The sequence below is a fragment of the Rubrivivax sp. A210 genome (genome assembly GCF_904426505.1).
Taxonomy (GTDB): domain Bacteria; phylum Pseudomonadota; class Gammaproteobacteria; order Burkholderiales; family Burkholderiaceae_C; genus Rubrivivax.
The window spans coordinates 67,216-91,756 of the sequence record NZ_CAJGBN010000001.1 but is presented as its reverse complement, the minus strand read 5'-3'; the positions used below and the strand labels follow the sequence as shown (position 1 = coordinate 91,756).

The window sequence follows — 24,541 nt, the reverse complement described above, 5'->3', positions numbered from 1 at the left end:
TCACAGGTCCAGCAGGTTGAAGGCCACCGAGAACAGCGCATCAGCGACGATCACCGCGAAGATGGCCTGCACCACGCTGAGCGTGGTCTGGCGGCCCACGCTGTCGGCGCTGCCCTGCGTGCGCAGGCCCTGGAAGCAGCCGACGCTGGCGATGATGAGCGCGAAGACCAGCGACTTGCCCACGCCCACCAGCAAAGCCGAGCCCTGCATCACGCGGCCGAAGCGGTCGGCGAATTCGGCAAAGCCTATGCCCAGCTGCGAACGCGCCATGACCATGCCGCCGAAGACGCCGGCAAGGTCGGCAAACACCGTCAGCAGCGGCAGTGCCAGCAGCAGGGCCAGCAGCTTGGGCAGCACCAGGCGCTGCAAGGGTTCGATGCCCATGGTGCGCAGGGCGTCGATTTCCTCGGCCACGGCCATGCTGCCCAGCTGTGCCGCGAAGGCCGAGCCCGAACGGCCGGCGATGATGATGGCGGCGATCAGCGGCGCGAACTCGCGCAGCATGGCGTAGCCCACCAGCTCGACGACGAAGACATTGGCGCCGTAGTGGCGCAGCTGGTCGGCGCCCTGGTAGGCCACGACGACGCCGAGCAGGAAGGCGGTGAGGCCGACGATGGGCAGGGCATCGAAGCCAGCGATCTCGATCTCGTGCAGCACGCCACGCCAGCGCCAGCTGCGCGGTCGGCGCAACGGGCCCGCGCCCTCCCAGGCCAGCTCGCCGATGAAGTGCAGATAGGCCTCACCCTGCCGCAAAGCGGCCACCGCGGCATGGCCGCAACCGGCCACGAAACCGTGGCGTGCCGGCTGTGCCAGGGCCGGGCCGCCGGCGGCCGGCAACTGCAGCGCGAGCGCAGCCGTAAGCCCGGCGCGGTCGCGCGGCGCGGAAGCGGCCGGGTCGGGGGTGGTGAGGTCGGGCATGTCGACGCAGACTGCACCGGCGCCGTGGCTGCGTCTGTCCGCTGCCGCACCCTGCAGCGGCCACGGTGGCGCGACGCCGACCTGGGGCGACGGCGATCCGTGCGAGCCGGCGCCGGCGCCGGCGCCGGCGAGAGTGCGATGCCACGAAAAAGGCCGCAAGCCGCATCGCTGCGGCTTGCGGCCGGATCAACCGCTCAGGCCTGGTCGCGCGTTCTCAGACGAGGATGTTGTCAGCGAACGTGGTCACCGCCGCCGCCTCGGAGACGAAGGCGACGCCGACCAGCGTCGCGAGCACGCCGGCGGTGCCGCCGGAAGCACTGCCATTGCTGTCGAAGCTGATGACCGTGCCGCCACCGCCGGCGCTGAAGTCGAGATGGCCGCTGGCCACGAGCTGGGCCAGGCTTTCGCCCCGCACGCGCGTGAAGTCGTTGACCAGGCCGTTCAGGTCGAGGCGGTCGCCTTCACCGGCCTGCCTCGGGCTGGATGTGATGAAGTCGGAAAGGGTGTCGGCGCCGAGCGCGGCGTCGGCAAGGCTGCCATAGACGAAAGTGTCGTGGCCGCCGCCGCCGATGAGTGAGTCGATGCCAGCGCCGGCGGTGATGGTGTCGTCGCCTGCGCCCGCATTGACGCTGTCGTTGCCGGCCCCTGCGACGATGCGGTCGTTGCCGGCCCCGCTGTTGATGATGTCGTTGCCGGCACCGGAATTGATGGTGTCGACGCCGCTGCCGGTGGTGATGGTGTCGGCGCCGCCGCCGGTGGTGACGCTGTTGGTGCCGCTGCCGGCGTTCACGGTGTTGTTGCCGTTGCCGGCCGCGATCGTGTCGTTGCCGCTGCCGCTGGTGACGGTGTCGTCGCCGCTGCCGCTGGTGACGCTGTTGGTGCCGTCGCCGGCGCTCACGGTGTTGTTGCCGTCGCCGGCGCGGATCACGTCATTGCCGTTGCCGGTGGTGACGGTGTCGTTGCCGCTGGAGGTGGTGATGCTGTCGTTGCCGCCATTGCCGTTGATCGTGAAATTGGCCGGGGCATTGGCGACGATGACGTCACTGCTGCCCGCCACCGGGGCCGTGAAGGTCGTCGAAGTGAAGGGCGGGGTACCGAAGGTGAAGTTGGACATGGATTCCTATGAACGTTGACGATGTGGTGCCTGAGTTGACAGCTGAGGGGGAGGCACCGACCCGACCCGGAACTTATGCGCGACAGCCTTGGCGATCTGTCTGCTGGTGCGCACAGTGGCAAATGCAGTTGCACGGCCGCTTGAGGGCGTTTGCCGAATGGAGGGGCTTCATCACATCTGCCTTCCCGCCCGGCGCACCGCGGAGGTAATGGACGCGGTGACGTATTGCAGCGGCGTCTGGGTCGAGCCGTCGATGTAGACCTCGGCCGGCATGCCCGCCTGCAGGCTCAAGTCGCTGCCGGCCGCCGCGACCGAATGCGGGTCGGCGACGATCATCACGCTGTAATAGGGCGTGTTGCTCGCCTTGTCGATCAGGCGGTCGGCCGAGATGTAGCTGACCTTGCCGGTCACGATGGCCGCGTTGCGGAACTTGAACGCGGTGAAGCGGATGCGCGCCGGCTGGTCGCGCAGCACGTTGTTGATTTCCTCGGGGCGCACCTGCGCCTCGATCATCAGGCGGGCGTCGCTGGGCACGATCTCGGCAATCGGCTCGCCCGCACGCACCACCGCGCCGGGCGAGGTGAAGCGCAGATCGATGACGGTGCCGGCCGTCGGCGCACGCACCACCTGGCGCAGCGCGGCGTCATCGTATTTGCGCCGCTCCTGCTCGATTTCGGTCAAGCGGGCGGCGGTCGCCCTGATCTGGTCGCTGGCCGCCTTGGCGTAGGCATTGGTGATCGACTTGATCTTCAAATCATTGTCGAGCTGACGTTGCTGGGCCCGGGCCAGTTCCGAACGATGCTCTTCCATCCTGAGTGCGTAGTCGGATTGCAGCGCTTCGAGCTGAACCACCTTGGTCGAGGAAATGAAGCCCTCGTCGCGCAGGCGCCGATGCGCCTCGAGTTCCAGCGCGTGCGCCGCCGTCGATTGGCGCGCGTGGCCGATCTGCGCGACGAGCGCCTCGATCTCCTGGTTCACCCGTTCGCGCTGCTGCCGCAGCAGGGCCACTTCGCTGGACAGTGCATCGCGGCGGGTGCGGAACAGGCGGGTCTCGGTGGCCAGGGCCTCCCTGATGCGCTCGTCCTGCAGCGCCGCGGCCAGCAGGTCGGCCGGAAAGACCAGCGCGCCGCGCAGGTTCTCTTCCGCTTCCAGGCGGGCGATGGCGGCCCGTTCGGTGCTGACGCGGTAGGCGATGCGGTTGCGGTCGGCCTCGACACCCACGTCGCCCAGCACCAGAATGGGATCGCCCGCCTTCACGGTCTGGCCGTCGCGCACCAGCACCGCGCTGACAATGCCGCCCTCGAGGTGCTGCACCGGACGGCGGTTGAGGTCGACCTTCACGAAGGCCTGCGCCACCACCGCCATCGAGAGCGCCGCGAAGGCCAGCCACAGACCGATGGGCAGCACGGCGGCCAGGATCAGCCACCAGCCGGCGCGTGCAAAGCGGTCAGCGTTCTGCCGGCTGCAATGCGTGCTCGCGGGGCCGGGCGCGGCAAGGTCGGCCGCGGCCGGGGCTATGCGTACAAGCTTCATGGCAGCAGCCTTCTCATGGGGGTTCGGTTCAGGCGGCCTGGGCCTGCAGCGTGGCCTGGGCCAGCTTCTGCATGCCCTTCATCACCTCGGCCGCCGGGCCGAAGCGCGTCACGCGCCCCGCTTCGAGGATGAGGATCTTGTCGACGTGGGCGATCAACGACGGGCGGTGCGTGACCACGATCGAGGTCACGCCCTGGGCGCGGATGTCGCTCAGCGCCCGCGCCAGCGCCATCTCGCCTTCCGAGTCGAGGCTGGAATTGGGTTCGTCCAGGATCAGCAGGCGGACGTCGCCGTACATCGCCCGCGCCAGCGCAATGCGCTGGCGCTGGCCGGGCGACAGGCGCAGGCCCTGGTCGCCGACCGGCGTGTCATAGCCCTGCGGCAGCTGCACGATCAGCTCGTGCGCGTTGGCGCGCCTGGCGGCCTTGATCACCGCTTCGGAATCCAGCTCGTTCAGGCGGCCGATGTTCTCGGCCACGGTGCCGTCGAAAAGCTCCACGTCCTGCGGCACATAGCCGATCCAGGGCCCGAGCGCCTCACGCGGCCAGTCGGCGACATCCACGCCGTCCAGCCGCACCTTGCCCGCGCTGGGCTGCCAGATCCCGGTCATCAGCCGCACCAGGGTGGACTTGCCGGCGGCGCTGGGGCCGATGATGGCGAGGGCCTCGCCGGGCTCCAACTGCAGCGAAACACCGGCGAGCAGCATCTTGTCGGCGTGCGGCGGGCGGAACGAGACTGCGTCGACGGTGACCCGGCCTTCGGGGCGTGGCAGGGCGACGCGCTTCAATCCGGCGTCGAAGTACTTCGAAAGCTCGAGCAGGCGCCGGTAGGCGGCGCGCGCATCGCTCAGCGTGCGCCAGCTGCCCACCAGCTGTTCCACCGGCTGCACCGCGCGGCCGAGCAGGATGGTGGTGGCGATCATCACGCCGGCCGAGGCGCGCTGCGTGAGCACCAGGTAGGCCCCCAGCGCCATCATCAGCACCTGGATGGCCTGGCGCACGAACTTGGTGACGGCGATGAAGGCCACGCTGGTCCGCGTGGCGCGCGTCTGCAGGGCGAGGATGGCATCCTGCTGCTGGCGCCAACGGCCGAGCAGCCTTTCCGTCATGCCCATCGCTTGCAGCACTTCGGCGTTGCGCAACGAGCCTTCCACATAGCGCGAGGCCCGCAGCCCCTCGGTCTGCAAGGTGTCGAGGGCGGCGCGGCTGAACCTGTCGTTGAGCCAGGCGAGCACCAGCATGAGGGCGACGCAGGCGGCGGCGCCCATGCCCAGCAGCGGGTGGAACAGCCAGATGACACCGACGTAGACGATGACCCAGGGCGCATCGAACAGTGCGGTGACGCCGTTGGCCGAAAACAGGTTGCGCAGCAACCCGACATCGCGAACCGCATCGGCACGGACCGCCTGCGGCGCCAGCGCGGTGGCCTTGACGAGGGTGTGGATGACGGGCGGTGACAGCCGTTCGTCGATGAGGTTGCCGGTCAGGTGCTGCAGCCGCAGCCGCGCATAGTCCAGCATCAGCAGGATCGCGAGCGCGATGCCCACGCCCATCAGCAGCACGGCAAGCGTCTCGACGCTGTTGCTGGGAATGACGCGATCAAACACCTGCAGGGTGAAGATCGCCGGGACCAGGAACAATAGATTGATGACGAAGGAGAACGCGGCCTGGTGGGCCAGCAGCGGCTTCAATTCGGCCAAGAGCAGTTTCACGGCACACCCCTTTGAGGAAGGGCGGCACTGACCCCACGCGGCACAGCCTATTCCTGGCATTCGGCAGGTTCTGTGCGCTGGCCCGCATGGGGGTGTGCATCGCGCGGTCGATGGCTGGCGCCCGCTTCAGCGGCCCCGGTATGCCGACCCTCGCCGAGGGTGCGCCCGCCAGGAAGCCGCACCGTTCGCCATCGCACCGACCGCGAGGGCCCTTGGTGACCCAATTGCAGCTCCGGTCGAGGGGGGGAGCGCAGGACTTGACGAAGAGGCCAAGGCGATGACATCCATCGTGAACAGCGTGGCCTACCGGGACGGGCAGCGCCTGGACGACATGGCCGTCGACGAGATCGGCGCGTTCATCCAGCAGGCCGGCACCTTCGTCTGGCTGGGCTTGCACGAGCCGGACGAAGTGCAGTTGCGCCGGATCCAGCAAGCGTTCGGCCTCCATGAACTGGCCATCGAGGACGCCCACCACGCCCACCAGCGGCCCAAGATCGAGGCCTACAGCAACTCGCTCTTCATCGTGCTGAAGACCGTGCAGCTGGACAAGGGCCAGGCGGTCTATGGCGAGACCCATCTCTTCGTCGGCCCGAACTTCCTGGTGTCGGTTCGCCACGGCGCCTCGTCAAGCTACGAGCATGTGCTGCAGCGCGGCGACGAAGGCACGAAGGGCCTGCCCAAGGGGCCGGGCTTCGCCCTCTACGCGGTGCTGGATTTCGTGGCCGACAACTACCAGCCCGTCGTGGCCCAGTTCGAGAAGGACTTCGATGCCATCGAGGCCGACATCTTCAATGACCAGTTCGACCGGCTCGTGATCGAGCGGCTGTACACGCTGAAGCGCCATCTGCTCGAGTTGCGCAATGCCGCCCTGCCCCTGGCGGAGATCAGCTCCGAACTGATGCGCTTGCACGAAGACCTGATCCCGAAGGAACTGCGCGCCTACTTCCGGGACATCCAGGACCACGTCTCGCGCCTGGTGGGTCTGATCGACGGCATGCGTGACATGCTGACCACCGCCATGCAGGTGAACCTGGCGCTGGTGGCCAACAACCAGAACGAGGTCGTCAAGCGCCTGGCCGGCTGGGGCGCGATCCTGGCCATACCCACCGTCATCTTCAGCCTCTATGGTATGAACTTCGAATGGATGCCGGAGCTGAAATGGAAGGCCGGCTATCCCTCGGCCGTGGCCCTCACCGTGCTGGGTTGCGTCCTCGTCTACCGTCGCCTGCGCAAGGCCGGATGGGTATAGCCCGGGTTGGAGCCTGGATTGCAATGAATCGCGGCATCCGGGTCCGACACTTGCGTGCGGGGCCGCCCATACTCCCCTTGCTGGCGGTGCGAGATTGAGGCTTCGCGGCCCCGGCTACCCGCAGCTGCAGAAAGATCATGTCCGTCCTCTACGAAATAACCCACCGCACGGTCTACCGCTACAGCGAACCGGTGCGCTTCGGCGAACACCGCGTGCTGTTCCGCCCGCGCGACAGCCACGACCTGCATGTGCTGGCAACCGACCTGCGCACCGATCCACCGGCCGCCATCCTCCTGATCCAGGATCCGAATTCCAATTCGGTGGCCCTGGTGCAGCCGCTGGCGCCCGCGGCGCGGCTGGAGATCATCAGCACCTTCAGCATCGAGCACGCCCACACCAACAACCTCGAGTTGCCGGTGTCGGACTCGGCGCGGCTCTTCCCGCTGGTCTATGGCGTCGACGACAGGCTCGATCTCGAGCCCTTCCTCAGGCCGCACCACGAAGACCCCCAGGGCGTGCTCACCGCCTGGGCGCGCCAGTTCGTACACAGCACGGGCGCGAGCGATACGCGCGACATCCTGGTGCGCATGAACCGGCACATCGGCGACACGCTGCGCTACGAAACAAGGAACGAGGAAGGCACACAGGAACCCCTGGCCACGCTGGCGCTGGGCAGCGGCACCTGCCGCGACTTCTCGCTGCTGATGATGGAAGCGATACGCCGCCTGGGCATCGCGGCGCGCTTTGTCTCGGGCTATCTGTACGACGCCTCGCTCGAGGGTGCGGGGCCTGCGATGGTGGGATCGGGTTCGACCCACGCCTGGCTGCAGGCCTATCTGCCGGGGGCGGGCTGGGTGCCCTTCGACCCCACCAACAACCTGCTGGGTGGCACGCAGCACATCCGTGTCGGCGTCGCCCGCCATCCGGCACAGGCCGCGCCGGTATCGGGCAGCTGGTACGGCAACAAGACGGCCTACCTGGGCATGGACGTCGAGGTTCGCGTCGCGCGTGTGGACCCGGCGCCCAAGACGGCGCCGGCCTTGGAGCGCCCGGTCCCGAGTTCCGCCGACGCACCGGACAAGACCAAATAGCCCGGCCTGGGCGCCGCCCGGCAGGGCGCAGTGCCCTATGTTCGTCATCGAACCGATCTCGCCCGCGCCAGCGCTCATGCTGGGCCCCACCGGCCCGCCCGCGGCCGGCAGCGAAGGAAGCTCATGAACAAGTCAGGCCTTGCCTTGCTACCCCTTGCCGCATGGCTGCTCAGCGCCTGCGTCGTGGTGCCCGACCGCCACGGCCCGGGCGCGACCATCGGCATCGGCATTGCCGTGCCCGCGCTGCCCCTGGTGGTCGAACTGGGCAGCGATCCCTACTACCACCAGGGCGGCTACACCTATTTCTACGACCGCGACCGCTGGCGCTATGGGCAATCGCGCAATGGGCCCTGGGTGGATCTGCCACGCAGCCACTACCCGCGCGAGATCCGGTACCGGGAGCGTGGCGAGGGGCGCGACCGCGGTGACGGCAACCGCGGCCGTGACGACGGCGGCCGCGGCCGCGGTCGCTGAGCCCGGGCGTTGCGGCTGGGCCCGCCAGGGGCCGGGCGGCCTGCCGCTCAGGCCGCCCGCGATGGCCGCCGCACGAAGGGCAGGCTGTCGCCGTGCGGCTAGGCCAGCGCGGCGGGTTGCGCTGCGGCCTGGGCTTGGGCCTCGGCCGCCGAGGTGTCGGCCGGCTTTTCTGGCGGCGTCGGCGTCGTCGGCGTCGGTGCCCTCGCCTTGCGGCGGGGCGGCACCGCCTGCTTGCCGACCGGGCGGCGTGATGTGGGCCTCAGGGCCATGTTGGAGTTCCTGCATGAGGGTTGACGGGTCGGCTGACGGCTGCAGCCCGTGCTGCCACGGCCGTCTGGCCTTTGGAATGCCGAAGTATCAGCGGCCTGCGCACCGTCGCAGGCGACAGCCAGGACAGACCGCTCAGGCCGCCACCGGCGAATAGCCGGCGCGCCTGATCGCGTCGCCGAGTTGGCGGGCGCTGGCCCTGCCGGCCTCGATCTCGACCGTGAAGGTGGCCAGGTCCACCCGCACCTGCGCCGTCCGGTCCACCGCCATCAAGGCCCTGCTGACGGCGTTGGCGCAACGGCTGCTTGTCATGTCGCTGACCAGGAAGGCAATCATGGTGCCGTCAGACGCGGCGCCCGCCGATCACGCGGAACAACACCACGACGACGGCAATGACCAGCAGCACATGGATCAAGCCCCCCAGCGTGGTTGAAGTGACCAGGCCCAGGAGCCAGAGGACGAGCAGGATGATGGCGAGGGTCTCGAGCATGGAGGCTCCTTTCGGGGGTCGGTGACGGATGCGCCGTTTTAGGCGCGGACCTGCGGGCTGTCGGTGCGCTGTCCAACATCGGCCGCCGCCGCCCACCACGCGCCCGGCGCCATCAAGCCCGGGGCGGCGCGGGCAGGTCATGCTCGCGCAGCATCACGGGATCCCACGATCCGGCAACAACGCGCCGCACGACGGCGGCGTCGATTTCATGGCGGTTTGCCTGAAAGACAGCGACCGCATCGCTGCCGTCGGCCTGGCCCTTGAAGCGGTAGTGCAACACCAGCCTGGAGATGCGGGCGCCCACGCTGAGGCCATCCGGCAACTGCACGCGGAACCTCACGGCATCGGCCACGGCATCGAAGGCCGGCGGCGGCAGCACAGCCGCGTCGGATGGGGTGGCGGCCTCCTGGCCCGCCTCAGCGCCTGCCTGGCCGCCCCCAAGGGCAGGCGCCCGGGCGTCCTGGCCTGCATCGGTATTGCCCTGCACTCTTGCGCTCATCGTGGCCTCTGGCTACCCCTGCCGGCACGGGCTGTGCGGGCGACTTGGCAGCTTCTCTGCTGGGGCGACGGCCGTCTGTGCGCCGGCGTACAGAAGGGCTAGGACACCGTGGAAGCCCAGGCTCCCGCCACGTCCATGCTGGCCATCGACGGGCCAGGGTGGCATGGCGCACAGACGCGCTACCCTCCCCGGGGCTACACCGCCTGCATCCGATCCATCGCCACACTCGCCAAGTCCAGCCCTGCCCTGTGGAGGCTGGCCGCCGCGCTGGCCGGGCTGCTGTTGCTACCGCCCTTGCTGTTGCTGCTGTGGAGCCTCGCCTTCGGCTGGAACTGGGCCCGCGCGCCGCTGCAGGACTGGGCCCTGCAACGCAGCGGCCGGGTGCTGACCATCGCCGGCGACCTGGACCTGGTGTGGGCCTGGTCGCTGCCGCGCGTGCGCCTGCAGGCGCTGAGCTTTGCCAACCCGCCCTGGGCCGCCACGCCGCAGATGCTGGTGGCCGAGGCAGCCGACATCAGCATCGACCTGCGCCAGTTGCTGCAGGGCCGGCTGGCCTTTCCCGGCGTGAGCCTGCTGCGCCCGCAACTGTTCCTGGAACACGCTGCCGACGGCCGCAAGAACTGGTTGCTCGACCGCCTGCAGAGCGACGAATCGGTGCGCATCCCCATAGCCCGCCTGCTGCTCGACCAGGCCCGCATCCACTACCTCGAGCCGGCGCGCCAGACCGCCGTCGTGCTGGACCTCTCGACCGTGAGCGCCCCGAATGCCGAGGCCATGGCCGAAGCCGGCACGCTCGTGTTCAAGGCCGAGGGCCAGTTCCACGGCCAAGCCTTGTCGGCCAGCGGCAGCGGCGGCGCCGTGCTCGCCTGGCGCGACACCACCGTGCCCTACCCGCTGCAGTTGCAGGCCACGCTGGGCCGCACCCGGGTGCAGGCCGCCGGCAGCGTGACCGGGCTGTTCGCGCTCAGCGCCGTCGATCTGCAACTGAGCCTGAGCGGCGACAGCCTGGCCACCCTCCAGCCGCTGATCGGCGTCGCCCTGCCGCCCACGCCGGCCTACCGCAGCAGCGGCCGCCTGCTGCACGGCGGCAGCCGCTGGCGCTATGAAGGCTTTGCCGGCCAGATCGGCCGCAGCGACATCGCCGGCACGCTGCAGGTCGACGGCGGCGGGTCAAGGCCGCTGCTCACAGGCAGCTTGCGTTCGCGCCGGCTCGAACTGGCCGACCTCGGCCCGGCGGTGGGCACCGGCACGGCAACCCCAGGGCGCGTGCTGCCCGATGCCGAATTGAACACCACGGCCTGGGCCCAAATGGATGCCGACGTCCAGGTCCACGCCGATGACCTGGTGCGCGAGCACGCCTTGCCCGTTGCCGCGCTGGATCTGCGCTTGCAGTTGCAGGGCCGCCAGTTGCGGCTGGACCCGCTGCACTTCGACATTGCCGGCGGGCGGGTGCAGGCCAGCCTGGGCCTGGACGCGCGCCAGCCACCGCTGCGCGGCCGGCTGGCGGCCAGGCTGAACGGGCTGCAGCCGGGCCGCCTGCTGCCCACCGCCGACCGCCGCCTGGACGCCCTGGGCCGGGTCGACGGCGACCTCGAACTGCAAGGGCAAGGGGCAACGGTGGCGGCCCTGCTGGCCAGCTCCAGCGGCCATCTGCGCCTGGCGGCGCACAGCGGCCAGATCAGCCGCCTGCTGATGGAGCAGACCGGCCTGCACCTGCTCGAAATCCTGCGCCTGAACCTCAGCGGCGACCAGGCCATCGCGCTGCACTGCGCGGTGGCCGAATTCAAGGTGGCGCAGGGCGTGATGCAGGTCCGCACGCTGGTGCTGGACACCGAGGTCAACACCCTGGTGGGCAGCGGCGTGATCGACCTCGCGCACGAGCAGTTCGACCTCACCCTCATACCCCGCACCAAGGTCGCCAGCATCGTGGCGCTGCGCAGCCCGATCCGCATTGGCGGCAGCTTTGCCAGCCCGGTGCTGGACGTGGACCGTGGCCGCATCGCGGCACGCGGCCTGGGCGCATTGGCGCTGGGCCTGCTGAATCCGCTGCTGGCACTGCTGCCGCTGATCGAGACCGGGCCGGGCGTGGCCGGCGGTTGCGACCGGCCGCACCCGGCGCCGGCCCCGCCCAGGGCCGAAGCACGCCGCCCCTAGTGGCCGGAGCGCTGCGGTCAATCGAACGGTGTCGCGGCGCGCCGCTCGGGCCCGTGGCGCCGGTTCAGCAGCGAGCGCAGCACCGGGTCGGCGCCGGCCAGTTCCTGCGGTATCGGCGTGCCGGTGCGGGTCTCGGCGCGGTCGTCGCGCAAGGTCGACAGATTGGAGCCGCCCATCGAGGTGGCGACGATCTGGCGCGCCAGCACGGCCTGTCGCTCGTCGTCGGCCTGCACCACGAGCACGGCCGTGTCGGCCGAAGCGCCCCTGGCCGGCGGGGCCTCGTCGGCCGCATCGGCGTCGTCCGTGCCGGCTGCCAGCACGCCCACCAGCCGGCCCAGGCTGGCTTGCCAGCCCTGGGCCATGAGGGCGCCCAGCACCGGGCTGGCGACGAAGAGGCTCACGCCGGCGAGGGCCTGCTCGATGCTCACGCCGTTCGCCGCGCCGGCGCCGCCGGCAAGCAGGGCCGTGTCGCTGGCCTCCTGTGGACCGGCCATGGCCATGAGGCGCCGGTCGGGTTTCAGCAGGCGCAGATTGACAGCCGGCAGGCCGCAGCGCCGCAAGGCATCGCGCGTGGCCTCGGCGGCGTTCCAGCTGTCGTAGAGGCCCAGGATGTGGTGCCGATAGGTTTGCATGGCAGGCGGCTTTCAAGCACAGCTCAACCCTCGTCGGGCCGAGCGGCAGGAGGTTGGGAGGGCCGGAACACGCTCAGTGGGGTGCCGACGCCGCCGGTGGATTGACGATCACCGTCGTGCCTTCGCCCGCCGCGCCGGTGGCGCCGGTATCCCCCGTATTGCCGGTGTTGCCGGTATCGCCGGTGCTGCCCGTCATGCCGGTCATGCCGGTCATGCCGGTCATGCCGGTGCTGCCCTTGGCGCCAGCGTTGCCATCGTTGCCCTGATTGCCCTGGTTGCCGGCCGCGCCCTGCGGACCGGGCGGCCCGGGCACCGGCACGGTCACGACGGTGGCCCGTTCGCAGCCTCCCAGCCCCAGGGCAAGTGAACTGACAGCGAGCAACATGATCAGCGGATTCATCTGGCTTTCCTCTCGAATCGGACAGGTGCAGCGAACGGGATCCGGCGATGCCATGTGACCCCTCGATGCCCGCGCACCATAGGTCGGCTGGCGCCCGCTTTCTGTGCGCCAGCCGACACAGCGCCGGCGCCGGCGCAGCCACGCGGCGCCGGTGGTGGGACTGCGCCTACGGCCGCCCGCGACCACGGCCTATGGCAAGCCGGCCCCGCGCCCCGCATGCTTGCTGCGGCCCCAGGCGCGGGCCCCCCCCAGCATCCACCGGGACACCCCATGAACCTGAACCTCGCGTTGACACCCCTGATCTCGCTGCTGGCCGGCATCCTCATCCTCGCGATGCCCAGGCTGCTGAATTTCATCGTGGCCATCTACCTGATCGTGATCGGCCTCGTCGGCCTGTTCGGCGTTGGCGGCTTGCACATGCGGTAGGGCAGCGCGGCCAGGCCCTGCAATCCGCTGCAGGCCGGCCACACCGGCGGGGTTGGGTACGACGAGGTGATCCAGCACCCGCCGCACGCCGGGCATGGCCCGGGCCGCCGCCAGTGCCTGCTCATGCTCGCCCGCGCTGGCCATCCGGCCCCCGAGCGTGATGTCGCCGCCGTCGATGCACACCCTGAGCCGGTGTACGGAAAGCGCGACCTGGCGCGTGAGCGCGGCCTCGATGTCGACCCTGACCGACGCCGGGCTCAGCCGCGGTCGCAGCGCGATGCGGTTGTGGACGCCGGCCACGCCCCGCACGTTCCGCACGGCCTCGGCCGCCGCCTGGCGCTGGTAGTTCCATTCGAGTTCCCCCAGCAGCGTGACCCAGCCGCTGTGGACGCGCACGCTCACGTCATCGGGTGACAGGCGCGCCAGCCACTGCAGCAGCCTGGCCGCCGCCAGTGCAATGTCGGCGTCGGCGCGTGGCAGCGCCGGCGGCCGCAGCACCCGGATGTTGATCACCAGCGCCACCATGCCCACCACGCGCAGCGCCGCGCCCTCGGCGTTCCAGCGCTGCTGCGGGCTGCCGACCCGGCCCCGCAAGGTGACCACGCCGCCGTCCACCTCGACGCCGATGTCCGCCACCTCCAGGCCGGGTTCGCGCCCGAGTTCACCGAGTACGTCTTGCTGCAGCTGGCTGTCGGCATTCATGGCGGGCTCCTCCGACGGCAGCCGTCGCAGCAGCCACTTTGGCGCCGCCACCGGGCCCGGTCCGTGCGCCAGCGCACCGAATGCCGGCGGGCCGATGTCTACGCTGGCCCGCATGGCAATCGGCCATGACAACGAGGAGCAAGCCATGTCCCTGGGAATGATTCTGTTGATCCTGCTGGTGCTGATGCTGCTGGGCGCCGTGCCGACCTGGCCGCACAGCCGCGGCTGGGGCTACGGGCCCAGTGGCGGCCTGGGCCTGGTGGTGGCGGTGGTTCTGGTGCTGCTGCTGATGGGGCGCATCTGAGCGCCACGGCCGGGCCCAGCGCGCCGGCCGGCCGCGAGCCTGTTCGGTGCCGTAGCGCACAGACCGCAGCCACCGGACTGGCCTAGTCTGCGCCAGGCCCCCGGCACGGACTTTCTGTCCTTCGCCGCCCCGCCAGGGCCAGCCTCCAAGACTCGAGATCCCATGTGCCACTACCTCGTCCTCGACATCGATCCCACCGCCCACTGGCTGGGCCTGCGCGACGGCTATGGCAAGCACCACCTGGCCCGCGTCGCCAACGGCGCCATGGCCGTCGTCGGCGACGAGTTGCACGGCGCCGCGCCGGCGCTGGGCCTCAACTTCCTCAGCAGCGCCCGCTCGGGCCACCGCCTCAGCGCCCAGTTCGCCTTCCTGCGCGTCAGCCGCCAGGCCATGGTCGACCATCTGCATCCGCCGCAGCGCCGCGGCCCGGCCGCCGCAGCCGTCGAGCAGCTGATCGCCTCCTGATGGCCGCGGGCCGAACGGTCAACGGGGCCCGGTAATCCGGGCCCCGTCTGGTTTGACAGCCGGCCTGCGCCGGCCTCACGGCTTCAGCGCTTATTGCCGGTCCGCACGCCGCTCAACAGGGCCAGCGCCAGGCCGGCCAGGGCCAGCGACTCCGGCTCGGGCACGCCGCTGGTGGGGCCGCGTGTATTGCCCACGTTGTCGGCGATCGTCCCGACCGAGCTGCCATTGTTCTTGAGCCCGCGCGCCGTGTAGCTGACCGAGGTGATCTGGTTGTAGATCGACTGCGCGCTGAAGGCACCCAGCTCCAGGCCGACCGGCTGACCGGTCAGTGTCGGGCCGCTGGTGTAGACCCAGGTCAGGTTGGTGATGGCGGGGCTGTCGTTCGGCAGCACGTCATCGGGCGTGAAGCCGCTGTTCTGCACCATGCACTCCCAGCCGGCGGGGCCGTTGCAGCTACCGGCGACATAACCGGCGAAGTCGTAGATCGTCAGGAAGGCGCCGAAGCTGAGGTTGACGTGCGGCACCGTCTCGCTGACCGGCGGCAGGCCGGCCACCGCGTCCTGGTCAGCCGACAGCGTGAGCGCATACGACCAGCTGTAGAGGCCCGGGCCCGCACCCGTGATGGTGGTGCCGGTGGGGATGATGTTGGCCCCCGAAGCCAGGGGAACGAGGGCTATCAGGCAGGCCAGGGAGATCTTTTTCATCGGAGGGCTTTCAAGGGGGTGGGAAGGCGGCGTCGGCTGGCGGCCACACCGATTGGGTGTTCGGCCGATGCGTCGACAGCGGCATTTGAGGGCGCCGCTCCCCCAGGGTCTGTGCGCTGGCATACGGCGGCCTGTGCGCCGCAGCAACGGTTGGCGCCGGTGGTTCGCCAGCGCACAGAAGACAGCGCGGTGCAGGCCTACAACCGGCTTTCGCGGGCCACGCGCCGCACCTGACCAGGGCCACCGCGCCGCCCGCCGCACCGTTCACTCAACCCCAGAAAGAAAGCCCACCATGACCTCGGTCCACAAACTCAGCCTCCTTTCACTGGCCGTGCTGGCCACCCTGATGGCCGTCCCGGCCGACGCGCAGGAAAGCTATTACTACGGCGGCTTCGGCATCGGCCAGGGGCGCGCCCGCATCGACGACGCACGCATCTCCGAGGCACTGCTGGAGCGGGGCTTCACCACGAACTCCATCGCCCGCGAAGAGCGCTCGTCGGCCTACAAGATCTTCGGCGGCTACCAGGTCAACCGCTACCTCGGTGTCGAACTGGGCTACTTCAAGCTGGGCACCTTCGGCTTCACGGCCGACGCCAGCCCGGCCGGCACCTTGAACGGCGGCTTCCGCGTCAAGGGCTTCAACCTCGGCGTGGTGGGCACCCTGCCCATCACCGAGAAGTTCTCGGCCCTGGGCCGTGTGGGCATCCAGCGCGCCACCACGCTGGGCACGCTCACGCCCACCGGCAGCGTCACCGTGTCCGACACCCGCCCGTCGCAGCGCGAGGCCAATGCCAAGGTCGGCCTGGGCCTGCAGTACGAGTTCAACCCCTCGGTGCTGGGCCGCGTCGAGGCCGAGACCTTCCGCGTCAGCGACGCCATGGGCAACCACACCCAGGTGGCGATGTACACGGTGGGCCTGGTGTTCCCCTTCGGCCGCAGTCCCGCACCGGCGCGCCGCGCCGCCGCTGCCCCGGCCTACGAGCCGCCGGCCTTCGTGGCCCAGGCCCCCATGGTCATCACCGAGACGGCGCCGCCGCCGGTGGCCGTGGTCGCGCTGGAACCGGCCACGCCGCTGGTGGCCTTCGCGCCGCCGCAGAGCCGCCGCGTCAGCTACGCCGCCGAGTCCTTCTTCGCCTTCGACCGCGCGGAACTGCAGCCCGCCGGCAAGTCGGCGCTGGACGTGTTTGCCAGCCAGCTGGAAGGCAGCAGCTACGACAACATCCGCGTCCAGGGCCATGCCGACCGCATCGGCGGCGCAACCTACAACCAGACGCTGTCACTGGCGCGCGCCGACGCAGTGAAGGCCTATCTGGTGAGCCTGGGCCGCTTCGACGCGGCGCGCATCACGACCGAAGGCCGCAGCGAATCCGAGCCGGTGACGCTGCCCGACGACTGCAAGGGCCCGATGAGCACGCCGGTGATCGCCTGCCTGCAGCCCGACCGCCGCGTCGAGATCGAGGTCAGCGGTACGCGGTGACATGAAGGCCGGTGCCATCCGGGCCGGCCTCGCGGCCGGCTTGCTGAGTCTGGGCGGCTGCGCCGCGCTGCGGGCCGGGGATCCCGTGTCCCTTCCAGCCGATGTGCCGGCCGCCTGGTCGCAGGCATCGACACCCGGCGTGGCGGCCGGCCTGGCGCAGTGGTGGCAGCGCTTCGACGACACCCTGCTCACGCAGTTGGTGGCCGATGCACTGCAGGCCAATACCGGCGTGCAGGGCGCCCAGGCGGCCTTGCGCCAGGCGCGTGCGCTGAGCGCGGTGTCTGGCGCCGGGCTGTGGCCGCAGGTCGGCAGCGCGGCCTCGGCCCAGACCGGCACGCGCGGCGGCCGCGGCAGCGGCACCAGCTTTCAGGCCGGGCTTGATGCCAGCTGGGAGATGGACCTCTTCGGCGGCGCGCGAGCCCGGCTCGCCAGCAGCGAGGCCACGGCCAGCGCCAGCGCGGCGCGCCTGGCCGATGTGCAGGTCTCGCTGGCCGCCGAGGTGGCCTTGAACTACATCACGCTGCGCAGCGCCCAGGCCCGCCTGGCCATCGCCGACGCCAATCTGGCCAGCCAGTCGCAGACGCTGCAGATCACCGGCTGGCGTGTCCAGGCCGGCCTGCTGAGCATGCTGGAATCGGAACAGGCGCACGCCGCGGTGGCGCAGCTGGCGGCAGCGCGGCCGGCGCTGCAGACGCGCATCGCGCAGTCGGCCCACGCGCTGGCGGTAATCACGGGCCGCCCGCCGGCCGCGCTGGCGGCCGAACTGTCGGCACCGGGCCGGCTGCCGCGTGCGGCAGCCGAACCGCTGCCCGACCCGCCCGCCGAGACCCTGAACCAGCGCCCCGATGTGCGCGCCGCCGCCGCGCAGGTGCTGGCCGCGCAAGGCCAGGTGGCGCAGGCCGATGCGGCGCGCTACCCCGGCTTCAGCCTGGGCGGATCGCTGGGCTCCAATGCGGCCACGCTGGGTGCCCTGGGCAATGGCGCCAACCTCGTGACCTCGCTGCTGGCCCGCGTGAGCTGGCCGCTGTGGGACGGCGGCGCCGCCAGCGCCCAGCTCGAGGCCCAGCAGGCGGGTCTGGCGCAGGCAAGCTCGGCCTACCGCGGCACCGTGCTCGCGGCACTGCAGGAGGTCGAGGACACGCTGGTGGCGCTGCGCGGCGACCATGAACGCGTCACCCAGCTGCGCCAGGCCAGCGCGGCCGCCGTCAACGCCGCCACGCTGGCGCGCCAGCGCCATGCCGGCGGGCTGGTGGATTTCCAGACCGTGCTCGAGACCCAGCGCAGCCAGCTCGGCGCGCAGGACAGCCTGGCCGGCGCCGAGGCCGACGCGGCCAGCGACCAGGTGCGCCTGTTCAAGGCTCTGGGCGGCGGCTGGCCCGCGCCTGCTGACAACAGCCGGCCCCCTTCGCCCACCCACGGCGCCCGCCCGGCGCCCCCTTCCACCCTGCCCGGCCCGCCCGCGCGATGAACGACACCACACGCCTCGCACCTCCCCCGCCGGCGTTGCCGGCTGCCGCGCCCAAGCCGCCCGCTGCACCAGCCACCGCGCCGGCCGCCACGCCAGCCGCCACGCCATCCTCCGGCTTGTCTGCCCTGCTAGACGAGCCCGCGGCGCGCCCCTGGTACCGCCGGCCGCTGTGGTGGTCCGTCGCCGCGCTGCTGCTGCTGCTGGTGCTGGCCGGCCTGGCCTGGTGGTGGTGGAGCAGCCGCGCCGCCCACGCCGCGCCGGTCTACACCACGCAGCCGGCCACGCGCGGCAACCTGACGCTCAAGGTGACGGCCAACGGCACGCTGCAGCCCACGCGCAGCACCGGCATCGGCAGCGAGCTCTCGGGCACCGTGCTCAAGGTCAATGTCGACGTCAACGACCGCATCCGCCGCGGCCAGGTGCTGGTGGTGCTGGACACCGCCAAGCTGCGCGACCAGGTGCAGCGCGCCCTGGCCGGCCTGGCGGCGGCGCAGGGCCGCATGGCGCAGACCGCGGCCACGGTGCAGGAAGCGCAGGCCGCACTGGCTCGGCTGGAAGAAGTGGCGCGGCTGTCGGGCGGCCAGGTGCCTTCGCGCGCCGAACTCGACGGCGGGCGCGCCACGCTGGCGCGCGCACTGGCCGACCGCGCCAGCGCCGGCGCCAATGTCGCCGACGCCCAGGCCGCGCTGTCCACCGAGCGCATCAACCTGGGCAAGGCCTCGATCACCGCGCCGGCCGACGGCACGGTGCTCACGCGCACGGTCGAGCCCGGCAATGCGGTGGCGGCGTCACTGCAGGCGGTGACGCTGTTCACCGTGGCCGACGACCTGCGCCAGCTGCGCCTGTGGGTCTATGTCGACGAGGCCGACGTGAGCGCGGTGCGGGTGGGGCAGCAAGCCAGCTTCACGGTCAGCGCCTACCCGGGGCGGCCGTTTCCGGCGCAGGTCACGCGCGTGGGCTTCGGCTCGACCATCACCGACAACGTTGTCACCTACCTCACCTATCTGGACGTGGCCAATGCCGACCTCAGCCTGCGCCCCGGCATGACCGCCACCGCCACCATCACCGCCACCCAGCGCCAGGATGTGCTGCTGGTGCCCAATGCGGCACTGCGCTTCGTGCCCGGCAGCGCGGCGCCAGCGGCCGCGGCCAAGGGCATCGCGTCCAGCCTGATGATCGGCTCGCAACGTCCGCCCCGCCGCCAGTCGGGTGCCGGCGCCAGCACCGCCGCGGCGCGTCAGGTCTGGGTGCTGGCCGATGACGGCAAGCCCGCCGCGGTGGCGGTGACGCCCGGCATCAGCGACGGCCGCATGACCGAGATCACCGGCGGCGAGCTGCAAGCCGGCATGCGCGTGATCACCGACCAGAAGAGCGCAGCCCAGTGAGTGATCCACTGATCCAGCTGCGCGGCGTCTGCAAGCGCTACGGCAGCGGCGCGGCCGAGCTGATGGCCTTGAAAGACATAGCTCTCGACATCGCGGCCGGCGAGTTCGTCGCGATCATGGGGCCCAGCGGCTCGGGCAAGAGCACGGCCATGAACATCCTGGGCTGCCTGGACACGCCCAGCAGCGGCCAGTACCTGTTCAAGGGCGCGCACGTCGAGGCACTCACGCGCGACCAGCGGGCGCGGCTGCGTCGGCGCTACCTGGGCTTCGTGTTCCAGGGCTTCAACCTGCTGGCGCGCACCTCGGCGCAGGAAAACGTGGAGCTGCCCCTGCTCTACCGTGGCGACGCTGCCGCCACGCGAAGCAAGGCCGCGGCGCGCGCCCTGGCCTCGGTCGGGCTGGGCGGGTGGGAGCGGCACACGCCGGCCGAGCTCTCGGGCGGCCAGCAGCAGCGCGTGGCCATTGCCCGCGCCATCGTCACCGAGCCGGCCGTGGTGCTGGCCGACGAGCCCACCGGCAACCTCGACACCCGGCGCAGCCACGAGATCATGGGCCTGCTGCTGGCGCTCAACCGCGACCACGGCATCACCGTGCTGATGGTCACTCACGAGAACGACATGGCGGCCTACGCCCACCGCCTGGTGACCTTCGTCGACGGCCGCCTGGCCCACGACGTGGCCAACGCCCACCCCACGACGTCGGCACCCGCCGAGCCGGCCAACGCAGCCCTCGCCTGATGCTGTACAGCGTCTTCCTGCTGGCCCTGCACTCGGTGCAGCGCAATGCCCTGCGCTCATTCCTCACCATCCTGGGCATCGTCATCGGCGTCAGCGCCGTCATCACCATGGTGACGCTGGGCAATGGCGCGAGCCTGGCCATCCGCAACCAGATCGCCAGCCTGGGCAGCAACCTGCTGCTGGTGATGCCGGGCCAGCGCGGCCCCGGCGGCAGCGGGGGTGGCGGTGGCGGCGTGCCGCAGTTCACCGAGGCCGACGCCGAGGCCATTGCGGCCCAGATCGGTGGCGTGGCCGCGGTGGCGCCGCAGGGCCGCGCCGGCGCCACCGTGGTGGGCAACGGCCGCAACTGGGTCACCAATGTGACCGGCAGCACCAATGCCTGGTTCGAGACCGGCAACTGGAAGCTGCAGCAGGGGCGCCGCTTTGCGCCCGACGAGCAGGAGGCCGGCGCCGCCGTCTGCATCGTCGGCGAGACCGTGCGGCGCGAGATTTTCGGCGGCGCCGCCGGCAGCCTGGGCCTGGGCGAGCAGCTGCGCATGCGCCAGTTCTCGTGCGAGGTCATCGGCATCCTGGCTGCCAAGGGCCAAAGCGGCATGGGCGACCAGGACGACACCGTGCTGCTGCCGCTGGTGACGCTGCAGCGCCGCGTCACCGGCAACCGCAAGGTCGGCACGCTGGCGGTGGCGATGGAGGACGGCAGCGACGGCGCGCGCCTGAAAGCCAGCCTGCGCCAGCTGCTGCGCGAACGCCGCAAGCTGGGCGACGACGACGCCGACAACTTCAACATCTTCGACACCCAGCAGCTGGCCGAGACCCTGTCCAGCACCATGAGCGTGCTGACCACGCTGCTGGGCGCGGTGGCCGCGGTGAGCCTGCTGGTGGGCGGCATCGGCATCATGAACATCATGCTGGTCAGCGTCACCGAGCGCACGCGCGAGATCGGCCTGCGCCTGGCGGTGGGCGCGCTCGAGGGCGAGGTGCTGCTGCAGTTCCTGATCGAGGCCGTGGTGCTGTCGGCGCTGGGCGGGGTGATCGGCATCGCCATCGCCACCGCAGCCTCGTGGGGGCTGTCGCTGGTGATGGAGGTGCCCTATGCCTTCGACCCCGCCATCAACCTGCTGTCGCTGCTGTTCTCGGCTGGAATCGGCGTGCTGTTCGGCTACTTCCCGGCGCGGCGCGCGGCGCAGATGGACCCCATCGAGGCACTGCGCCATGAATGAGCAAAGGGGCGCGCCCAGCGTTCGCCAACGCACCGACCCGCCAGGTCGGCAGCCCTAGCCTAGGGCTGCCGACGTGACCCGAAGTTGTCCGGTCGCCGAAACCACTTCTGGAGATCATCATGCGCACACCCCGCACCCCAAGCCCGCAATGGCGGGCCCTGGCCCTCGGCCTCGCCGGCCTCACGGCGGCCTCGGGCAGCCAGGCCCAGGTCACCTTCTATGAGCACGACGGCTTCCGCGGCCGCAGCTACACCACCACCATCCCGGTGCCCGACCTGCAGCGCCGCGGCTTCAATGACCGCGCGTCTTCGGCCGTGGTCACCAGCGACCGCTGGCTGATCTGCGAGGACTCGCGCTTCGAGGGCCGCTGCACCGTGCTGAGGCCGGGGCAATACCCTTCGCTGGCGGCGATGGGGCTGAACGACCGCGTGTCCTCGGTGCGCAGCATAGGCCGACGCGCCCAGGTCGACGATGATCGGTACGCGCCCCACCCCGAGGTGGTGGGCGACTTCCGCCGCCGCGACAGCGAGCGCCTGTTCGAGGCGCCGGTCAGCTCGGCGCGCGCCGTCTTCGGCGCCCCCGCCCAGCGCTGCTGGATGGAACGCGAACAGGTGAGCGAGAGCCGCGGCGACGCACGCGTGCCGGGCGCCATCCTCGGCGCCGTGATCGGCGGCATCCTGGGCCACCAGGTCGGCGCCGGCAGCGGCCGCGACATCGCCACCGTCGGCGGCGTGGTGGCCGGTGCGGCCGTGGGCTCCAACATCGGCCGCAACCAGGACGGCTCGCGCCAGGTCACGCGCGATGTCCAGCGCTGCGCCGACGGCCCGCGCCCGGCGACACCGGCCTACTGGGACGTGACCTACCGCTTCCGCGGCCAGGAGCACCAGGTCCAGCTGATGGCGGCGCCGGGCCCGACCATCACCGTCAACCGTCTGGGAGAACCGCGCGCCTGACCGCACCACCGCCAGCCGGCAGCCCGGTCCGGCCAGGCCCCTGATTCAGCGCAGCAACACACACTGCGCGCCCGCGTGGGCGCGCCGGGCTCAGGTTCGGCGGACATTTGGACGACACTGCCCCCATGAAGGGGCAGAAGAACATCTGCATGGGCATCGCCGGGCTGCTGCTGTGCGCCAGCTCGGCCATGGCCCAGTCCCAGCCCACCGCCCGGCTGACCCCCGACGAAGAGCGCTGGCTGGCCGGCACCTGGCCCGTGCTGCTCTACGCCCGCGACGAGGGGCTGCCGCTGGACGTGGTGGTGCAGCCCCAGCCCTCACCGGGCCTGCCGCCCATTGCGCTGGCCTACATCGATGGCCGCTGCAAATTCGTGTTCTCGATGCGCGGCAACCCCGAGGTGCAGGCCACGCTCTCGCGCATCGCGCCCGAGTTGCTGGACGCCACGCTGGAGCTGATGGCCGCGCACGAGCTGGGCCACTGCCGCCGCCATGTCGGCGGGGCCTGGCATGCGCTGCCGGACGGCCACGCCCAGACCAGGTCCACGGCGATGAACGCCCAGGCAGAACAAGAGGACCGCCAGGCGGTGCGGCGCGAGGAGGCCTATGCCGACCTGGTGGGCCTGGCCTGGACCTACCAGCACCACCGCCCGCTGTACGCGCGGCTGCACGCCTGGCTGGTGGCCGAACGCACGCTGCTGCAAGACCCCGGCGGCGCCCACGACACCCTGGCCTGGGCGCGCCTGGCCACCCAGGGAGAGCGCTGGGCCGGACCGGCCATCTTCGAAACCGCGAACGCGCTGTGGGTGCGCGGGCTGGACGCGGCGCGCTGACGAGAGCGCGGCGCGGCGGCCCGCCTCACTCGGCCGCAGGATCTTCGTTGCTGCGCGTCACCAGCTCGCGGTAGATGCCGCCGGTGGCGGCGCTGCCGCTGGTGCTGCCCTGACCCTTCATGCGCCGCGTACACGCCAGGCGTTCGGCGCCGGCGAGCGCATCGCAGCGCTGGCTGGTGTTGCGCAGGTAGCTCGGGTCGCGGTCCTGCAGCGCGCCGCGACGGTTCTGCTCGTAGGCCGACTTGGCCTCGTAGGCGCAGGTCTCGCGGCCCTGCAGCGAAGCACCGCTGCGGCACACCGCCAGCTCGTCGCGGTACAGCGCCTGGGCATCGGCTGCCGCACTGGCCCTTGCGGGGGTGGCCGGGGCGGCCAGTGCGGCGGTGGCCGCCACGCTGCCCACGAAGGCCACGATCGCCAAGGCGGCCAGGGCGATCACGGGCAGGGTATTCGTTTGCACAGGCTTCATGGTGGATTCCTTCGATGACAGACCTGCCGAGCGACGGGCCGGCATCCGTGGAGGGCGCCTGCCCTCAGGACAGGGCGCCGTGGCAGTCGGCACGGGCCTGGCGGCCCGGCAGGCCGTTGCAGCGCCAGACCGCGTTCGCGCGTTCGATCACGGCCGCCCGGCGCAAGGCGCCGTCAACCACCGCCTGGCGCACGACGCGGTCAAAGCTCAGCAGCAGGCCGAGCATGGCCAACAGGGCCAGCAGGGTCGCCCAGCGCCGGGCGGGTGACATGACCTAGCTCTTGGCCTTGTCGGTCTTGAACCAGGCGTCGCTGACCTTGCGCTGCCATTCGGCGATCTGCTTTTCGGCCTCGTGTACGGCAATGCCGTAGCGTTCCTGCAGCTTGCCTGCCAGCTGGTCGCGGCGGCCGGCCACGACCTCGAGGTCGTCGTCGGTGAGCTTGCCCCACTGCTCCTTGGCATGGCCGACGGTCTGCTTCCAGTTGCCCTGGATACGGTCCCAGTTCATAGCGGCTCCTTGTGTTGGGTTGAAGGGAAGGCGGCCGGGCTCAGGGCCGGATGGCGATCTCGTTCCTCACGGCCTTCACGCCATTGGCCTTCCAGGCCAGCGTCTCGGCCATGGCCTTCTCGTTGCCGCTCTTGGCAAAGCCCGAGAGCATCACGGTGCCGTTGAGCGTCTCCACGCTGATCGAGGTGCCGTCGACCGACTTGTTGTCGAGGAAGCGCGCCTTCACCGAGGTGGTGATGGCGGTGTCGTCGACATAGGCGCCCACCGATTCCTGGCCGCGCGTGACGGCGCAACCGGAGGCGGTGACGAGCACCAGCGTGGCGAGCAGGGTGGACAGGAGGGGGCGCTTGTTCATGGTGGTTCT

At 70.9% G+C, this 24,541-nt stretch carries 29 protein-coding genes and 1 pseudogene; 14 read left to right on the top strand and 16 right to left on the bottom strand.

All coding sequences use genetic code 11. The features are described 5' to 3' along the window. The 4 genes from JMV16_RS00450 to JMV16_RS00435 form a co-directional block, all read right to left on the bottom strand. Entirely contained in the window at positions 1-918 is a 918-nt protein-coding gene (locus JMV16_RS00450) for an MlaE family ABC transporter permease (RefSeq protein WP_201492189.1), read from the bottom strand. A 214-nt stretch (positions 919-1,132) separates the two neighbouring features. Then, positions 1,133-2,032: a calcium-binding protein gene (locus JMV16_RS00445; protein ID WP_201492188.1), complete on the bottom strand. Its 900-nt coding sequence runs from the start codon at positions 2,030-2,032 to the stop codon at positions 1,133-1,135. 171 nt (positions 2,033-2,203) lie between these two features. Beyond that, the gene (locus JMV16_RS00440; protein ID WP_201492187.1) at positions 2,204-3,565 is read right to left on the bottom strand and encodes an HlyD family type I secretion periplasmic adaptor subunit; all 1,362 of its coding nucleotides are present in this window, start codon (positions 3,563-3,565) and stop codon (positions 2,204-2,206) included. A 28-nt stretch (positions 3,566-3,593) separates the two neighbouring features. Further along, entirely contained in the window at positions 3,594-5,276 is a 1,683-nt protein-coding gene (locus JMV16_RS00435; RefSeq protein WP_201492186.1) for a type I secretion system permease/ATPase, read from the bottom strand. A gap of 277 nt (positions 5,277-5,553) precedes the next feature. Here JMV16_RS00435 and JMV16_RS00430 point away from each other — a divergent pair, with 277 nt between their 5' ends. The 3 genes from JMV16_RS00430 (at position 5,554) to JMV16_RS00420 (ending at position 8,090) form a co-directional block, all read left to right on the top strand. Beyond that, positions 5,554-6,525 carry a magnesium and cobalt transport protein CorA gene (locus tag JMV16_RS00430; RefSeq protein ID WP_201492185.1) on the top strand — a complete coding sequence of 324 codons (972 nt, stop codon included), beginning with the start codon at positions 5,554-5,556 and terminating at the stop codon, positions 6,523-6,525. A 137-nt stretch (positions 6,526-6,662) separates the two neighbouring features. Next, a complete protein-coding gene (locus JMV16_RS00425; protein ID WP_201492184.1) occupies positions 6,663-7,616 on the top strand; it encodes a transglutaminase domain-containing protein in 954 nt (317 codons plus the stop codon). Between the two features lie 123 nt (positions 7,617-7,739). Continuing rightward, positions 7,740-8,090, top strand: a complete 351-nt coding sequence (locus tag JMV16_RS00420) for a hypothetical protein (protein ID WP_201492183.1) — start codon at positions 7,740-7,742, stop codon at positions 8,088-8,090. A gap of 98 nt (positions 8,091-8,188) precedes the next feature. Here JMV16_RS00420 and JMV16_RS00415 read toward each other — a convergent pair whose 3' ends face one another. The 4 genes from JMV16_RS00415 to JMV16_RS00400 form a co-directional block, all read right to left on the bottom strand. Continuing rightward, positions 8,189-8,359 carry a hypothetical protein gene (locus tag JMV16_RS00415; protein WP_201492182.1) on the bottom strand — a complete coding sequence of 57 codons (171 nt, stop codon included), beginning with the start codon at positions 8,357-8,359 and terminating at the stop codon, positions 8,189-8,191. 133 nt (positions 8,360-8,492) lie between these two features. Continuing rightward, positions 8,493-8,693, bottom strand: coding sequence for a heavy-metal-associated domain-containing protein (locus JMV16_RS00410; protein WP_201492181.1), 201 nt, complete (start codon positions 8,691-8,693; stop codon positions 8,493-8,495). Positions 8,694-8,700: 7 nt separating this feature from the next. Then, positions 8,701-8,847 carry a lmo0937 family membrane protein gene (locus JMV16_RS00405; RefSeq protein WP_201492180.1) on the bottom strand — a complete coding sequence of 49 codons (147 nt, stop codon included), beginning with the start codon at positions 8,845-8,847 and terminating at the stop codon, positions 8,701-8,703. Between the two features lie 112 nt (positions 8,848-8,959). Beyond that, complete coding sequence (locus JMV16_RS00400; RefSeq protein ID WP_201492179.1) at positions 8,960-9,334, bottom strand: DUF1488 family protein; 375 nt, start codon at positions 9,332-9,334, stop codon at positions 8,960-8,962. A gap of 120 nt (positions 9,335-9,454) precedes the next feature. On the opposite strand from JMV16_RS00400, the gene JMV16_RS00395 reads away from it, so the two are divergent. Then, complete coding sequence (locus JMV16_RS00395; protein WP_201492178.1) at positions 9,455-11,500, top strand: AsmA family protein; 2,046 nt, start codon at positions 9,455-9,457, stop codon at positions 11,498-11,500. A 17-nt stretch (positions 11,501-11,517) separates the two neighbouring features. Here JMV16_RS00395 and JMV16_RS00390 read toward each other — a convergent pair whose 3' ends face one another. Next, positions 11,518-12,132 carry a hypothetical protein gene (locus JMV16_RS00390; protein ID WP_201492177.1) on the bottom strand — a complete coding sequence of 205 codons (615 nt, stop codon included), beginning with the start codon at positions 12,130-12,132 and terminating at the stop codon, positions 11,518-11,520. 73 nt (positions 12,133-12,205) lie between these two features. Then, on the bottom strand, positions 12,206-12,532 hold the full coding sequence (locus tag JMV16_RS24470; protein ID WP_236580287.1) for a collagen-like protein: 327 nt from the start codon (positions 12,530-12,532) through the stop codon (positions 12,206-12,208). Positions 12,533-12,802: 270 nt separating this feature from the next. Between JMV16_RS24470 and JMV16_RS24045 the strand changes: the two genes are divergently transcribed. After that, entirely contained in the window at positions 12,803-12,958 is a 156-nt protein-coding gene (locus JMV16_RS24045; protein ID WP_236580334.1) for a DUF3096 domain-containing protein, read from the top strand. A gap of 69 nt (positions 12,959-13,027) precedes the next feature. Here the strand turns inward: JMV16_RS24045 and JMV16_RS24040 are convergent. Further along, positions 13,028-13,660: pseudogene (locus tag JMV16_RS24040) on the bottom strand (BON domain-containing protein); the annotation flags it as partial. A gap of 145 nt (positions 13,661-13,805) precedes the next feature. On the opposite strand from JMV16_RS24040, the gene JMV16_RS00375 reads away from it, so the two are divergent. Together JMV16_RS00375 and JMV16_RS00370 are read left to right on the top strand one after the other, a co-directional pair. Beyond that, complete coding sequence (locus JMV16_RS00375; RefSeq protein WP_201492175.1) at positions 13,806-13,964, top strand: DUF3309 family protein; 159 nt, start codon at positions 13,806-13,808, stop codon at positions 13,962-13,964. 162 nt (positions 13,965-14,126) lie between these two features. Next, positions 14,127-14,429: a hypothetical protein gene (locus tag JMV16_RS00370; RefSeq protein WP_201492174.1), complete on the top strand. Its 303-nt coding sequence runs from the start codon at positions 14,127-14,129 to the stop codon at positions 14,427-14,429. 83 nt (positions 14,430-14,512) lie between these two features. Here the strand turns inward: JMV16_RS00370 and JMV16_RS00365 are convergent, their stop codons facing one another. After that, entirely contained in the window at positions 14,513-15,133 is a 621-nt protein-coding gene (locus tag JMV16_RS00365) for a PEP-CTERM sorting domain-containing protein (protein WP_201492173.1), read from the bottom strand. A gap of 292 nt (positions 15,134-15,425) precedes the next feature. Here JMV16_RS00365 and JMV16_RS00360 point away from each other — a divergent pair, with 292 nt between their 5' ends. The 7 genes from JMV16_RS00360 (at position 15,426) to JMV16_RS00330 (ending at position 23,203) form a co-directional block, all read left to right on the top strand. Next, positions 15,426-16,610 carry an OmpA family protein gene (locus JMV16_RS00360; protein WP_201492172.1) on the top strand — a complete coding sequence of 395 codons (1,185 nt, stop codon included), beginning with the start codon at positions 15,426-15,428 and terminating at the stop codon, positions 16,608-16,610. Between the two features lies 1 nt (position 16,611). Then, positions 16,612-18,078 (top strand): efflux transporter outer membrane subunit, encoded by a 1,467-nt coding sequence (locus JMV16_RS00355; protein ID WP_255511402.1) that lies wholly within the window; start codon positions 16,612-16,614, stop codon positions 18,076-18,078. Then, positions 18,075-19,463, top strand: a complete 1,389-nt coding sequence (locus JMV16_RS00350; protein ID WP_201492171.1) for an efflux RND transporter periplasmic adaptor subunit — start codon at positions 18,075-18,077, stop codon at positions 19,461-19,463. Before JMV16_RS00355 ends, JMV16_RS00350 begins: the two co-directional genes overlap by 4 nt. Continuing rightward, positions 19,460-20,200, top strand: a complete 741-nt coding sequence (locus tag JMV16_RS00345; protein WP_201492170.1) for an ABC transporter ATP-binding protein — start codon at positions 19,460-19,462, stop codon at positions 20,198-20,200. The genes JMV16_RS00350 and JMV16_RS00345 overlap by 4 nt, the downstream gene beginning before the upstream one ends. Continuing rightward, positions 20,200-21,420, top strand: a complete 1,221-nt coding sequence (locus JMV16_RS00340) for an ABC transporter permease (RefSeq protein WP_201492169.1) — start codon at positions 20,200-20,202, stop codon at positions 21,418-21,420. The genes JMV16_RS00345 and JMV16_RS00340 overlap by 1 nt, the downstream gene beginning before the upstream one ends. A gap of 119 nt (positions 21,421-21,539) precedes the next feature. Next, positions 21,540-22,373 (top strand): beta/gamma crystallin-related protein, encoded by an 834-nt coding sequence (locus JMV16_RS00335; RefSeq protein ID WP_201492168.1) that lies wholly within the window; start codon positions 21,540-21,542, stop codon positions 22,371-22,373. 125 nt (positions 22,374-22,498) lie between these two features. After that, positions 22,499-23,203, top strand: a complete 705-nt coding sequence (locus JMV16_RS00330; RefSeq protein ID WP_201492167.1) for a hypothetical protein — start codon at positions 22,499-22,501, stop codon at positions 23,201-23,203. 25 nt (positions 23,204-23,228) lie between these two features. On the opposite strand, the gene JMV16_RS00325 is transcribed toward JMV16_RS00330, so the two are convergent. The 4 genes from JMV16_RS00325 to JMV16_RS00310 all read right to left on the bottom strand — a co-directional run bounded on the left by JMV16_RS00325 (position 23,229) and on the right by JMV16_RS00310 (position 24,532). Then, the gene (locus tag JMV16_RS00325; RefSeq protein WP_201492166.1) at positions 23,229-23,669 is read right to left on the bottom strand and encodes a hypothetical protein; all 441 of its coding nucleotides are present in this window, start codon (positions 23,667-23,669) and stop codon (positions 23,229-23,231) included. Between the two features lie 64 nt (positions 23,670-23,733). Further along, complete coding sequence (locus JMV16_RS00320; RefSeq protein ID WP_201492165.1) at positions 23,734-23,940, bottom strand: hypothetical protein; 207 nt, start codon at positions 23,938-23,940, stop codon at positions 23,734-23,736. A 3-nt stretch (positions 23,941-23,943) separates the two neighbouring features. Next, the gene (locus JMV16_RS00315; protein ID WP_201492164.1) at positions 23,944-24,177 is read right to left on the bottom strand and encodes a CsbD family protein; all 234 of its coding nucleotides are present in this window, start codon (positions 24,175-24,177) and stop codon (positions 23,944-23,946) included. A gap of 40 nt (positions 24,178-24,217) precedes the next feature. After that, a complete protein-coding gene (locus JMV16_RS00310) occupies positions 24,218-24,532 on the bottom strand; it encodes a BON domain-containing protein (RefSeq protein ID WP_201492163.1) in 315 nt (104 codons plus the stop codon). Positions 24,533-24,541: the final 9 nt, after the last annotated feature.